Origin of the sequence: Mesorhizobium sp. B4-1-3 (genome assembly GCF_006439355.1) — a bacterium.
Taxonomy (GTDB): Bacteria; Pseudomonadota; Alphaproteobacteria; order Rhizobiales; family Rhizobiaceae; genus Mesorhizobium.
Genome location: NZ_VFTG01000016.1, coordinates 33218 through 45607, shown reverse-complemented (window position 1 = coordinate 45607; position 12390 = coordinate 33218). Strand labels below are relative to the sequence as shown.

At 63.8% G+C, this 12390-nt stretch carries 13 protein-coding genes and 1 pseudogene; 8 read left to right on the top strand and 6 right to left on the bottom strand.

What is annotated here, in order from left to right; translation table 11 throughout:
• Positions 1 to 43 precede the first annotated feature (43 nt).
• Entirely contained in the window at positions 44 to 226 is a 183-nt protein-coding gene (locus FJW06_RS19650) for a hypothetical protein (protein ID WP_140753866.1), read from the bottom strand.
• Positions 227 to 459: 233 nt separating this feature from the next.
• Positions 460 to 630 (bottom strand): hypothetical protein, encoded by a 171-nt coding sequence (locus tag FJW06_RS30650; RefSeq protein ID WP_246674709.1) that lies wholly within the window; start codon positions 628 to 630, stop codon positions 460 to 462.
• Positions 631 to 916: 286 nt separating this feature from the next.
• Between FJW06_RS30650 and FJW06_RS19635 the strand changes: the two genes are divergently transcribed.
• Positions 917 to 1267 (top strand): DUF6074 family protein, encoded by a 351-nt coding sequence (locus FJW06_RS19635; RefSeq protein ID WP_246674707.1) that lies wholly within the window; start codon positions 917 to 919, stop codon positions 1265 to 1267.
• A 41-nt stretch (positions 1268 to 1308) separates the two neighbouring features.
• Here the strand turns inward: FJW06_RS19635 and FJW06_RS30215 are convergent, their stop codons facing one another.
• On the bottom strand, positions 1309 to 1476 hold the full coding sequence (locus FJW06_RS30215; protein ID WP_181178446.1) for a hypothetical protein: 168 nt from the start codon (positions 1474 to 1476) through the stop codon (positions 1309 to 1311).
• Between the two features lie 73 nt (positions 1477 to 1549).
• Entirely contained in the window at positions 1550 to 2482 is a 933-nt protein-coding gene (locus tag FJW06_RS19630; protein WP_140753864.1) for a GNAT family N-acetyltransferase, read from the bottom strand.
• Between the two features lie 194 nt (positions 2483 to 2676).
• On the opposite strand from FJW06_RS19630, the gene argE reads away from it, so the two are divergent.
• The 6 genes and pseudogenes from argE (at position 2677) to FJW06_RS19600 (ending at position 9257) form a co-directional block, all read left to right on the top strand.
• Positions 2677 to 3801, top strand: a complete 1125-nt coding sequence (argE, locus tag FJW06_RS19625) for an acetylornithine deacetylase (RefSeq protein ID WP_140753863.1) — start codon at positions 2677 to 2679, stop codon at positions 3799 to 3801.
• Between the two features lie 13 nt (positions 3802 to 3814).
• Positions 3815 to 4738: a glyoxylate/hydroxypyruvate reductase A gene (locus tag FJW06_RS19620; protein ID WP_140753862.1), complete on the top strand. Its 924-nt coding sequence runs from the start codon at positions 3815 to 3817 to the stop codon at positions 4736 to 4738.
• A 23-nt stretch (positions 4739 to 4761) separates the two neighbouring features.
• Complete coding sequence (locus FJW06_RS19615; protein ID WP_140753861.1) at positions 4762 to 5115, top strand: cupin domain-containing protein; 354 nt, start codon at positions 4762 to 4764, stop codon at positions 5113 to 5115.
• 149 nt (positions 5116 to 5264) lie between these two features.
• Positions 5265 to 6727: pseudogene (locus FJW06_RS19610) on the top strand (aldehyde dehydrogenase family protein).
• 10 nt (positions 6728 to 6737) lie between these two features.
• Complete coding sequence (locus tag FJW06_RS19605) at positions 6738 to 7781, top strand: tartrate dehydrogenase (RefSeq protein ID WP_140753860.1); 1044 nt, start codon at positions 6738 to 6740, stop codon at positions 7779 to 7781.
• 18 nt (positions 7782 to 7799) lie between these two features.
• Positions 7800 to 9257: an NAD-dependent succinate-semialdehyde dehydrogenase gene (locus FJW06_RS19600; RefSeq protein ID WP_140753859.1), complete on the top strand. Its 1458-nt coding sequence runs from the start codon at positions 7800 to 7802 to the stop codon at positions 9255 to 9257.
• 12 nt (positions 9258 to 9269) lie between these two features.
• Here the strand turns inward: FJW06_RS19600 and FJW06_RS19595 are convergent, their stop codons facing one another.
• Positions 9270 to 10544 carry an FAD-binding oxidoreductase gene (locus FJW06_RS19595; RefSeq protein ID WP_140753858.1) on the bottom strand — a complete coding sequence of 425 codons (1275 nt, stop codon included), beginning with the start codon at positions 10542 to 10544 and terminating at the stop codon, positions 9270 to 9272.
• A gap of 16 nt (positions 10545 to 10560) precedes the next feature.
• The gene (locus FJW06_RS19590) at positions 10561 to 11229 is read right to left on the bottom strand and encodes a haloacid dehalogenase type II (RefSeq protein ID WP_140753857.1); all 669 of its coding nucleotides are present in this window, start codon (positions 11227 to 11229) and stop codon (positions 10561 to 10563) included.
• 318 nt (positions 11230 to 11547) lie between these two features.
• Here FJW06_RS19590 and FJW06_RS19585 point away from each other — a divergent pair, with 318 nt between their 5' ends.
• A complete protein-coding gene (locus FJW06_RS19585) occupies positions 11548 to 12387 on the top strand; it encodes a GNAT family N-acetyltransferase (protein ID WP_140753856.1) in 840 nt (279 codons plus the stop codon).
• Positions 12388 to 12390 lie beyond the last annotated feature (3 nt).

Genomic DNA, 12390 nt, shown 5'->3' with positions numbered 1-12390 from the left:
CGACGCGGGTCAGTAATCATAACCATGCAAATGCTTTCCCAAATCATGTTGCATTGAACTGGATCCAGGCGATGCGCTTTTTTGCGCATGTCGTTTCCCCAAAGCCGCTGCACAGTTTGGGCGACATGGCTTTAGCAAGCATGAGGTCGAAGCCCTCGACCAGCTGGCATCCGCCGTCGAAATCCTCTGGCCGCCGCCGGCGGCGCCGAAATACGCGCGAAACCATCCTATTCCGCCGCCCCGGTTCCCTGCCAGCGCCGCACGATGCCGGTCTCGAGATCGAAGAGATCGAGCACGCGACCGACGGTATGGTCGACCAGTCGTCGAGACTTTGCGGCTTCGGACGCCGGGCGATTACGCGAGCGGGATACGATGATCCCGCGATATCGCGTGGAGGAACTTTCGACGAAAATCGCCCGTTCCTAAGTTTCCCAGCCGTCAATCCCGCCGGCGCAGCACCTATTGTTGTTTCAGCTCCTCCAAACGGCCTTCAAGTTCTTTCATAAAATGGGCTTCGTTGAGCAGGATTTCCCAATCGCTGCCGAAACGCCCAACCAGATCGTGGCTTCGCACCTTGGAGGCGTTTGCTTCTCGGGGCAACCGGCCGGCCAAGAGATCTGTATCCAGCAAGCCTCGCGGTGCTGCATCGCCGCCGCAATCGCTGCGAAGACGCTGCCGGCTTCCTCGTACATCTCCCTTGCCGCGACGCCGTCTCGGTCCGGAGCTTCCATGGCTTGGTCTGCTAGATCGTATATCGCGGCCGGGTCGTCGTCGGTCGCCGTATCCGGCAGATGCTCTTTGCCAATCCGTACCTCCAGGAAATTTGCGCCGCGCGTACTCATTTTGGCATAAGCAGCCGGCGCATATTAGCCTCCGCCTATCTTGACGCCGCAGCGAGTCGCTTCAGGCTGAAACCGTGGCGAAGGGCAGCGTCAAAATTGGCGACGCGGTCTTGGCGAAGAGCTTGGCTCCCTTAAGCTTCTATTTCCTTTCCACCGATAGGGTCGGCACGGAACATTTGCGGGTCATCCGGTCCATGTCGGTGCATGCCTTCCCAATTAGTCGAGAGCTTCCCGCCATTCGAATCGTGGCGAGCGCAATTGCTCGCCTACCGAGTGCCGAGGCGGCTACGCTCTGGCGGGAAACTGCTACGCATCTGCTTTCGGTCGCAACCGAACGCGGCCAGAACGCCAACGATGCGCGCGCTGAGGTCCGTCGCTTCTTCGAGGCTGTTCAGGCGGCCTTGCTCGGCAGCGCGTCCGACTAGCCGCAGCCTCGCCGGGCCGGCGACCGGACAACAGGCCTGCCTTAAGCGATCGCACCGCACAGCTGGTCGAGCATCAGATTGCCGTCATCGGCCGTCCACTGGCGCACGAAGTCGACATGAGCGGCCAGCGTGCCGCCGCCAGTGCCATGGCCTTGCCGGAGCGGCTCAAGCAAACCCCTCTCGGCGCGCAGCTTCATCAGATCGTTCACGAAACTCGGCGAAACCCCGGAAATGACGCGACGCCTCTCGGTTGCAAAGATGGGATGTATGGACGAGCACCAACTACCCCAAGGTTTGGCTTGCCAGAGCATAGGTCTTCGGCCCAGCCGATCGGCCTTCGTAAAAATCGGCGAGGCGTTTCCCCAGCGACATGGTCAGCACCGTGTCGAAAACCGGCATTCCGGCGTGCGACAGGAAGGCAGCGAACTCGCCGTTGTGCATGTGAGTGTCAACCCTGAGGAAAGACCCAGAATGATCGGCTACATGCCGCCGGACGATCGCAACCGCATCAGCATCTTTTTCGGCCACGACCGGTCCTATGACATGGCCTCGCCCGAATGGCCGGCAGAGCGCGAAAGCGTTCAGCTTGTCATTTTTGAAAAGACCATATCCGTTCGAGTGTGCGAAGAGCCTTTCGATAAGCGCTGTCCGCCTCACTCCAAACCCCGCCGCGTCGAGAGCGACCGCTGCCGGAATATCGCTTGCGTCCAAAGTCCGGACGTCGCTGCCCGCCTCCGTGGGACTGCCTGCCGTTGGGACGCGGGCGATTCCCTGGCATTGGTAGACGGTCTTCTCCGGCTGGAAGTCGAGCGAGAGATACAGGCGGCGTGCGGCGCGGGTTGCATTGAGGCGAAGGTCGTGCCCGGCAAGATTATCGAAAACCCGCTTCATCAGCCACTGCGCGGCCCCAAGCGTCTGAAGCCGTGGCGAGGTGATGACCATGCCGACGGTCGCGAAGCTCTCGCCGTGCCCGAACCACATCGCGGAGCCGAGAACCCGCCCGATCTCATCGAGAGCCACCAAGCCTTGCCCCACTTCGCGCAGGAAGTGCCAGTCTTCTGCACGATGCGGCCAGCCCACAGACAGTGAGAGCGCATGCAATCGGTCCAGTTCAACACCTTTGACGTCGGCGATCCGCACCGAGAAGGCATCGATTTTCAAGCTTTCGGACGGCTTCAATTCCTTGCCTCTGAAAGATTGCGTAACGGGTGACATACACCCCTGCCCTGCCCACGCTAAACAAACAGATCGATACGATTTGCTCGAATGCCGCGCGCCAACGCAAGATTCGACTGAAACACTTCCGCTTTCGGCACGCAATCGCGAAACAAAGCGCCCATCGTCGGCGGCAATTCTTCCGTTATGACCGGCGCCCAGTCCGGTGAATCCGAACTGATTTGAGGGCAGGAATGGACGTCTTTGACATCCTCGATCGTCTCGTCGCCTTTCCCTCCGTCGCCGGCAGGCCAAACAATGACATCGCCAGTTGGATCGAGACCTATCTCGGACAATACGGAGCAAAGGTCAGGCTGGTTCCCGGTCCGGAAGGCGACCGTTCCAATCTTTTCGCCACGATCGGTCCCACGGATGTCCCGGGCTATATTCTTTCCGGCCACATGGACGTTGTCCCCGCTTGCGAGCCGCAATGGCGTTCGGACCCGTTCGCCTTGCGCCGCGAAGGCGAGCGGCTCTACGGACGCGGCACCACCGACATGAAAGGGTTTCTTGCGGCCGTGCTCGCAGCCGCTTCCGCGCTCGCGAAACTGCGCCTTGCCAGGCCGATACATATCGCTTTCTCCTATGATGAGGAGATCGGATGCCGGGGCGTGCCGCATCTGATCGCCCGCCTGTCCGAGTTTTGCGCCAAGCCGCTCGGCGTCATCGTCGGCGAGCCGAGCGGCATGCGCGCCGTGCGCGGCCACAAGGGCAAGGCGGCTGCCCGCGTGACGATAGGCGGGCGGTCCGGCCATTCCTCGCGGCCGGATCTTGGGCTCAACGCCATCCATGCGATGTCCGATGTACTGAGCGCCGCGGTAAGAGAAGCGGAGCGGCTGAGGCAAGGCCCGTCCGACGCGAACTTTGAGCCGGCCTATTCCTCGCTGCAAGCGGGTGTGATCGCGGGCGGCCAGTCCGTCAACATCATCCCCGACAGCTGCACGATCGAGCTGGAGGCGCGAGCAATACCGGAGATCGACCCGGCTGGCTTGCTCGCCCCGGTCAAGGCGCAGGCTGAAGCACTTGCCGCTCGAGGCTATGCTGTCGAGTGGACGCCGGTAAGCGCCTATCCGGCGCTGTCTCTGCCGCCAGACTCGGCTCTGTCGGTTCTGCTGGGGGAACTGACCGGCGCAGTGCCCTTGGCCGCCGTCAGCTACGGCACAGAGGCCGGGCTCTACCAGGCCGCGGGGCTAGACGCGATCATCTGCGGCCCCGGCGATATCGGCCGCGCTCACAAGCCGGATGAATATATCCTCCAGAGCGAGCTCGCCGTCTGCCAGCGGATGATCGAGGCGCTGGGCACACGATGCGCGGCGTGAAGGAGCAGCCGGAATGACCTTCCTGTTCAATTCCGATGCGCGGCGCGGCGCGGTATTTGCCGAGGCATTCGCTAGAGAATTGCCCGAGGTGCCCTTCGCGATGGACCCGGCGACGGTCGATCCCGACGCCGTGCGCTATCTGATCACCTGGACAGTTCCTCAGGACCTCGCCCGTTACCGGAACCTCGAAATCCTGTTTTCCCTCGGCGCCGGCGTCGATCAGTTCCGCTTCGATGTGGTGGCCGCGAACGTGAAGGTCGTGCGCATGATCGAGGAAGGCATCGTGCGCATGATGCAGGAGTATGTGACGCTCTCCGTGCTCGCGCTTCACCGCAACCTGCCGGCCTATCTTGGGCAGCAGCGCGCGGGAGAATGGCACGACATTCCGCAGCTCCCGGCCGCGTCGCGCCGGATCGGCGTGCTCGGCCTGGGGCAGCTCGGCCAAGCCGTCCTCGACCGGCTCAAACCCTTCGGCTTCCAGCTCGCCGGCTGGAGTCGCTCGCCAAAGCAGATCGAAGGTGTGGCCTGCCATCATGGCGAACTCGGGCTGAAGCAGATGCTGGCGGCGAGCGACATACTGGTCTGCCTCCTGCCACTGACCGACGAGACGCGAGGTTTCCTCAATGCCGATCTGTTCGCGAGATTGCCCAAGGGCGCGGCTCTCGTCCACACCGGGCGCGGACCGCAGCTCCACCACGAAGGGCTTCTCGCCGCGCTGGATAGCGGTCATCTGTCGTCGGCGATGATCGACGTAACGGATCCCGAACCGCTGCCCGCTGGCCATCCGTTCTGGTCGCATCCGAAGATCATCCTGACCCCGCATGTCGCCAGCGTCACCCAGCCCGTGACCGCCGCGCGCGCCGTCATCGACAACATCAGGCGCCACCGCGCCGGTCTCGATCCCATCGGGCTCGTCGACCGCTTGCGCGGCTATTAAAACGTCAATTGGAGGATCATACCTTGTCTCTGCTCAAGACCGTCGATACCAACCCGGTTTTCCCGCCGCGCGAATCCAAGGCGCTGCCCGAGCGGCTGATTGCCGGCGACCCAGCCTTCAAGACCTGGGCGCAGGATGTCGCCAAGGACGACCTCGTCCACACCGGCTTGTGGGAGGCGACACCGGGCGAGACGCGCTCGATCAAGGGCGACACCTTCGAGTTCTGTCACATCCTCTCCGGTATGGTCGAAATCACGCCTGACGGCGGCGATGCGGTCACCTATCGGGCCGGCGATAGCTTCGTGATGAAGCCGGGCTTCACCGGCATTTGGAGAACACTCGAGACCGTGCGGAAGATTTACGTGACGGTGGGCTAGCGAGTATCCGCCCGCGCGATGATTCCGCGGAAGATTTTGCCGTCTCTTGTCCCGAGCACGCAACATTCGTCGGCTGCGGGTCACCGAACAGTAAATGCTGCGCGCCCGCACGGGCTAGGCTCAGGCCGATGCCGCCAAGTGGTTTGCCCATGAGCCTGAGCTTCGATCCCGATACAATTCCTCTGCCCGTCGGCCATTTCATCGGCGGCGAGCTGATTTCGGCCGAGGGTGCGATCGAGATGCGCCGACCCTCCGATGGCAAGTCCTATGCCGCCTGCCCCGCGGCCGGCGCGGACATGGTCGACCGTGCGGTGGAAAGTGCGAAGGCGGCGCTGAAAGCCAGCAACTGGGGCGGTGTTCGGCCGCGCGAACGCACCAAGGCGCTGCAGGCCTGGGCCGACCTTATCGAAGCGGAAGCCGAAACGCTCGCCAGGATCGAGGCGCTGTGTTCGACCCGGCCTGTCGGCCAGCTCGTCGCCGGCGACATTGCGGTTACCGCCGAGCAGATCCGCTTCTTTGCCGAGTTCGCCGACAAGGAAGGCAGCGAGCTGGTGCCGACCGACGACGCAAGCCTGGGCATGATCATAAGTGAGCCCTACGGCGTGGTCGGCGCGATCACGCCGTGGAACTTTCCGATCTCGATGGCCGGCTGGAAACTCGGCCCGGCGCTGGCCGCGGGCAATGCAGTCGTGCTGAAGCCGTCGGAAATGACGCCCTTCTCGACTCTCTATATGGCGCAGCTTGCCGTCAGAGCAGGTCTGCCGGCGGGCCTCATCAACGTGGTGCTCGGCGATGGACCGACCACCGGCGGCGCGCTGACCGGCCATCCCGATATTGCCAAGGTGAGTTTCACCGGTTCGACCCGCGCAGGCTCGGCGATCATGGAGAACGTCGCCCGCACCGGCGTCAAGCCGATGACGCTGGAGCTCGGCGGCAAGAGCCCGCAGATCGTCTTTGCCGATGCCGACCTCGAGAAGGCGGCGGCGGCGATCGCCGGCAGCGTCACCTTCAATGCCGGCCAGGCCTGCGTGGCCGCCACGCGCCTGATCGTCGAGAGAAGCGTGACCGACCGACTGACGGCGGCCATCCTGCAGCGGATGAAGGCAGTGCGGCCCGGCGCAACCTGGGACGAGGCGACGCAGTATTCGCCGATCATCTCGGAACGGCAGCGGGCGCGGGTCGACGGGATCGTGCAGGCCGCCGTCGCCGCCGGCGGCGAATGCCTGACCGGCGGCGGCGCCATGGAGCATTCCGGCTATTTCTACCAACCGACGCTGATCGCCAATGTCGTTCAGGAAATCCGGCGATCATCGAAGAAATCTTCGGACCGGTCCTGACCGTCCAGACTTTCGAGACCGAGGAGGAGGCGCTGGCGCTGTCCAGCCATCCGACCTACGGGCTGGCCTCCGGCTTGTTCACTGCCGATCTATCTCGCACAATCCGTCTCGCGCGCAAGCTTGAGGCCGGAACCGTCTGGGTCAATCGCTATAGCCGCTCGCGCGACCACATCCTGCCCACCGGCGGCTACAAGCGCTCGGGCATCGGCAAGGACCTCGGCCGCGAAGCCTACCTCGCCAATCGCAGGACCAAGAGCGTCCTGATCAGCCTGTGAAGAGATGTCGATGAAAACCTACTCTATTGCCCTGATCCCCGGTGACGGCATCGGCCCCGACGTCACCGCCGCTGCTTGGGCGGTACTGGAAAGGGTGGCCAATCAATCGGGGTTTGCGTTAGCTGAGACCGAGTTCCCCTGGTCTTGCAAATTCTACAAGGAGACCGGCCGCATGATGCCCGAGGACGGCATCAACGCGTTGCGCGGCTTCGACGCCATCCTTCTGGGCGCCGTCGGCTGGCCGGCCGAAGTGCCGGATTCCGTTTCGCTCCACGGCCTGCTGCTGCCGATCCGCAAGGCCTTCGTGCAATATGCCAATATTCGGCCGCACCGCCTGTTGCCGGGCGTCACGGGACCGCTGCGGGCGGAAAGTTTCGACATCCTTTGCATCCGCGAGAACACCGAAGGCGAATATTCCGGCGCCGGCGGACGCGTGCACCAGGGCACGGCTGACGAAGTCGCGGTGGAGACCTCGATCTTCACCCGCGCCGGCGTCGAGCGCATCCTGCGTTTCGGCTTCGAGCAGGCGCGGTCGCGGCAAGGCAAGCTCGCCTCCGTCACCAAGTCCAATGCGCAGAAATACTCAATGGTCTTCTGGGACGAGATCACCCGCAAGCTGGCGGCGGAATATCCGGATGTCGCCGTCACCAGCTATCATGTCGACGCGCTCGCCGCGCGCATGATCATGGCGCCGGAGAGTCTCGACGTGATCGTCGCTTCCAATCTCTTCGGCGACATCCTGACCGATATCGGCGCGGCGATCCAGGGCGGGCTCGGCTACGCGGCCTCCGCCAACATCAACCCCGACCGCTCGGCGCCGTCGATGTTCGAGCCGGTGCATGGCTCGGCGCCGGACATCGCCCATCTTGGCATCGCCAATCCGATCGCCACCATCTGGTCCGGCGCGATGATGCTCGATCACCTCGGCGAGAAGGATGGGGCCGTGCGCATCATGAAAGCGGTCGAAGCGACGACTGCGCGCGGCATCGGAACCACTGCCGGCAAGGACAAGACAGACGCCATCACAGCCGCTGTCGTCGCGGCGCTCAGCTGAAATGCACGGTCGTTTCCGATGAAAAACCTGAAGGACAAAACCCTCTTCCGCGAGGCCGGCCTGATCGATGGCGAATGGCTTGTTGGCGGCTCCGGTAAGGCCGTCGATGTCATCGACCCGGCAACACAGCTATCGGTCGGAACAGTGCCCGACATGGCTGGACCGGAGACCCGCGCGGCCATACAGGCCGCGGCTTCAGCCTACCGGGGTTGGAGGCAGAAGACCAATGCCGAACGCGCCGCCCTGCTCGAGGCGTGGCATGACCTGATGCTTGCGCATCTGGATGATCTCGCGCTGATCCTGACGACCGAACAGGGCAAGCCGCTGGACGAGGCCAAAGGCGAGATCCGTTACGGCGCCTCCTTCGTCAAATGGTTCGCCGAGGAGGCGCGCCGCATCAACGGCCACACCATTCCCGCGCCGACCTCAGACCGCCGCATCGTCGTCCTGAAGGAACCCGTCGGCGTCTGCGGCATCATCACGCCATGGAATTTTCCCAATGCGATGATCACCCGCAAGGTCGCGCCGGCGCTGGCCGCCGGCTGCACCGTGGTTATCAAGCCGTCCGAATTCACGCCCTATTCGGCGCTGGCGCTCGGCGTGCTTGCCGAACGCGCGGGTATCCCCGCCGGCGTCATCAACATCGTCACCGGCATGCCGGCCGAGATCGGCAACGAGATCATGGCGAACGAGACGGTGCGCAAGATTTCCTTCACCGGTTCGACAAGGGTCGGCTCGCTGCTGATGCGCGGCGCGGCCGACAGCGTGAAAAGGCTCAGCCTCGAGCTCGGCGGCAACGCGCCCTTCATAGTCTTTGACGACGCCGATCTCGACCTCGCCGTCGAAGGCGCGCTCGCTTCGAAATTCCGCAACGGCGGCCAGACCTGCGTGTGCGCCAACCGCATCCTCGTTCAGGCCGCGGTCTACGAAGACTTCGCCGCCAAGCTCAGCGAGCGCGTCAATGCGCTGACTGTGGGACCGGGCACGCAGCCCGGCGTCGCGATCGGACCGATGATCAACATGGCCGCGGTCGAGAAGATCAACCGGCATGTCGAGGACGCGCTCGCCAAGGGTGCTGCGATCGCAACCGAGAAGCCGGCGCTACCGCCGGGCCCGCAATATGTCGCGCCGCTGGTGCTGACCGGCGCAACGGCGCAGATGCAGCTCGCCGGTGAAGAAACCTTTGGTCCGGTAGCGCCGCTCTTCCGGTTCGAGACCGAAGAGGAGGCGATCGCGCTCGCCAACTGCACCCCTTACGGACTTGCCTCCTACTTCTACACCGAGAACCTGAAGCGCGCCTGGCGCGTCGGCGAGGCGCTGGAGTTCGGCATGGTGGGACTCAACACCGGCTCCGTCTCGATGGAGGTCGCTCCATTCGGCGGCGTCAAGCAGTCCGGCCTCGGGCGCGAGGGCGCGCAGGCCGGCATCGAGGAATATCTGGAGATGAAGAGCTTCCATATGGGTGGGCTGGGCTAACCCCAGCCCCGATCACTGGATCCGGTCGAGCGCCTTGTAGTAGAGGCCGACCATCGGCAGGAACCAGGGCTTGCCGGAATAGCCGGGGATGGACGGCCATGGGAGGCCCTTCAGCGGATTGCGATCCTCGCGGCCGAGCATCGCGTCCGCGATGATCATGCCGAGCTGCGTGGAGAGCTGCGCGCCGTGCCCCGAATAGCCCATCGCGTACCAGACCCCATCATGGTAGCCGGCCCGCGGGAAGCGGTCCTTGGTCATGTCGACCAGCCCGCCCCAGCAATAGTCTATCTCGACCTTGGCGAGCTGCGGGAAGATCGCCGCGAGGCTTGCCCACAATATCTGGCCGCTTCTGGCATCGGAGCGCTGGTCCGATGTTGCCGAGAAGCGGGCGCGGCCGCCGAAGATCAGGCGCTTGTCCGGCGAAAGCCGGAAGTAGTTGCCGATATTCATCGAGGTCACGCATGTCCGGTTGCCCGGCATCGTCGAGGCGATCTCGGCATCGCTCAGCGGCCGCGTGGCGATGATGAAGCTACCAACGGAGATAAGCCTGCGGCGGAAATAGTCGAAATTCGGCGTGGTATAGGCGCCGGTGGCCACCAGCAGATTGTCGGCGCTGATGCGGCCGCGGGCAGTGGTCAGCTGATGCAGCGCGCCGGACTGCCTGTGATCCGTCACGGTTGCATTCTCATGGATAATGGCGCCATGGCGGACCGCCGCTGTCGCCAGCCCAGCCACATAGCGGCCCATATGCATCATGGCGCTTTTCTTCGAGAGCATTGCGCCATGAAAGGGCGAGCCGACCTCGGATGTAAGGTCGGTCGACGACAGCAGCGCCGTATCCGGGTCCACTTCCGCATGGACGGCTTCGAAGTTGCGGGCGATCGCTTCGAAATGCTGCGGCTTGGAGGCGAGCTTCAGCTTACCGGCGCGACGGAAGTTGCAGTCGATGCCTTCCTCGGCGATCAGCGCCGCGACGGTGTCGATGGAATCGTCCAGCGCGCGGTAGAGCGCGATCGCGCGTTCCTTGCCAAGCTCCGCCTTGGCCGAAAGATAGCTGTGCGCGAGGCCGTTGTTCAGATGCCCGCCATTGCGCCCGGATGCGCCCCAGCCAACCCGCTCCGCCTCCAGCACCACGACCTTGGCGCCGGCCTTCGCCAATTGGCGCGCGGCGGCGAGACCCGTGAAGCCGCCGCCGACGATCGCCGCATCATAGTGCCCCTCGACCGGGCCTTGCGCCCCCCCGGAAAAGACGGGGGCGGTGTCGTGCCAGTAGGAGACGAACTTCATCGGTAACCCGCCTGTTTCAGAGCCCGACCACACCCGGCAGCCCGGAAATATCGGATATCTCCACATAGCCGTAATAGGGATTGGCCGGCTCGTGGCCGCGGTTGACCCAAACCTTGTGCTTGATGCCGAGATCATGGGCCGACATCAGGTCGTAGCGGAAGGAAGACGAACAGTGAAGGATATCTTCCGGGCCGCAGCCAAGCCTGTCGAGCATGTATTCGAAGGCCTTGAAGCGAGGCTTATAGGCCTGCGCCTGCTCGGCCGTATAGACGGCATGGAACGGTGCGCCGAGCTTTTCCACGTTGGACATGATCTGCGCGTTCATGGCGTTGGAGAGGATGACCAGCGGAATTTCCTTGGCGACCTTGGCAAGCCCGGCCGGAACGTCGGCGTGCGCCCCCCAGGTCGGCACGCGCTCATAGACCATTTTGGCATCATCGGGGCTGAAGGCGACGCCGTTGCGCTTGCAGGCGCGCTCCAGCGCGTTGTGGATGACCTCGGCATAGGGCTTCCAGTCGCCCAGAATCTCATCGAGCCGGTAAGCCGCGAAGTTCTTGATGAACTCCTGCATGCGCGGCTCGTCCAGCCGGCTGCCATAGAGATCGCGTGCCGCCTCCGCCATCTGGAAAAAAGTCAACGTGCCGTAGCAGTCGAAGGTGATGTATTTGGGCCTGAAGGAAGCCATGTCCGTTGATCTCCGGTGGAAACGCACCCCGCTTTGGGATTTCGTCATCATATGCGGGCCGGCGGCCGGTCACTTGACCGAAATCGGCCCCGCGAAAGCAGAAAGTTGCGTATCCGCCGGCCGGTTTGGCACGCTGTAGCATCTTGGGTCGCTCGAGAGGGTCGTCCGCGGCTTCCGAGTTTCCGCCCGCGGCCAGCGCCAGCACAAGATGCGGTGCACCCCCTGCGCAAAGGCGAATGATACTGCCGAAGTCGAAACCTTCAGACGATCTGCAGCCCGCCGATGGCCGAGACTCGGGGCCAGATGGAAAGGTGCCTCATGCAGCAAGGCGAGATCGAACTCCAGGACTTTGGGCCAGATCATATCGAGGGTGCAGTTGCGCTTTCTCGCCAGGAGAACTGGCCGCATCGCCCGCAGGACTGGCAGATGGCGCTGCAGCTCTCCAGCGGTGCGGTCGCGCTCGACGACCAAGGTCGGGTCACCGGGACCATCCTGGTAACGCCCTATGGCGGCGATTGCGCCATGATCAACATGGTGATCGTCGGCAGGAACGCGCGCGGCAAAGGGCTCGGGCGCCGGCTCATGGAACAAGCCTTTGTCCTCGCCGGCGATCGTCCACTGCGACTTGTCGCGACAGCCGACGGCATGCCTCTCTATGAGAAGCTGGGCTTCGTGCCCGCCGGCACAATCCGGCAGCATCAAGGCGAGGTCGTCGAGTTAGCCTTGCCGAAAGGCGTGGAAGCTGCAGGCGCCGATGATCTGGCCGACATCAAGACCCTGGATCGCGACGCTTACGGCGCTGATCGTGAAGCGTTGATCGACGCGCTGGCCGAGCGGGGTGAATTCGCAGTCCTCCGCCGCAGAGGCATCATCGTGGCCTATGCCGCAATCCGCCCGTTCGGACGCGGCGAGGTGATTGGCCCCGTCATTGCAGGAAATGCAGACGACGCAAAGGCCCTGATCAGCTTTTTCGCCGCGTCGCGCCCTGGCGCCTTCCTGCGCGTCGATACCGAAAGCAGGACCGGCATTGCCGGCTGGCTCGGAGAAATCGGCCTTGCCCATGTCGGCGGCGGCGTTGCCATGGACCGCCCCGCCAGGAATGGGCCGGAACAGGCCAGGCCAAGAGTTTACGCCCTCGCCAACCAGGCGTTGGGATAGTCC

Bases quoted from the DNA above. Each gene is read 5' to 3' on its own strand.
- FJW06_RS19650 (WP_140753866.1), bottom strand. From the start codon at position 226: ATGGTTTCGCGCGTATTTCGGCGCCGCCGGCGGCGGCCAGAGGATTTC.
- FJW06_RS19630 (WP_140753864.1), bottom strand. From the start codon at position 2,482: ATGTCACCCGTTACGCAATCTTTCAGAGGCAAGGAATTGAAGCCGTCC.
- argE (WP_140753863.1), top strand. From the start codon at position 2,677: ATGGACGTCTTTGACATCCTCGATCGTCTCGTCGCCTTTCCCTCCGTC.
- FJW06_RS19620 (WP_140753862.1), top strand. From the start codon at position 3,815: ATGACCTTCCTGTTCAATTCCGATGCGCGGCGCGGCGCGGTATTTGCC.
- FJW06_RS19605 (WP_140753860.1), top strand. From the start codon at position 6,738: ATGAAAACCTACTCTATTGCCCTGATCCCCGGTGACGGCATCGGCCCC.
- FJW06_RS19600 (WP_140753859.1), top strand. From the start codon at position 7,800: ATGAAAAACCTGAAGGACAAAACCCTCTTCCGCGAGGCCGGCCTGATC.
- FJW06_RS19595 (WP_140753858.1), bottom strand. From the start codon at position 10,544: ATGAAGTTCGTCTCCTACTGGCACGACACCGCCCCCGTCTTTTCCGGG.
- FJW06_RS19590 (WP_140753857.1), bottom strand. From the start codon at position 11,229: ATGGCTTCCTTCAGGCCCAAATACATCACCTTCGACTGCTACGGCACG.
- FJW06_RS19585 (WP_140753856.1), top strand. From the start codon at position 11,548: ATGCAGCAAGGCGAGATCGAACTCCAGGACTTTGGGCCAGATCATATC.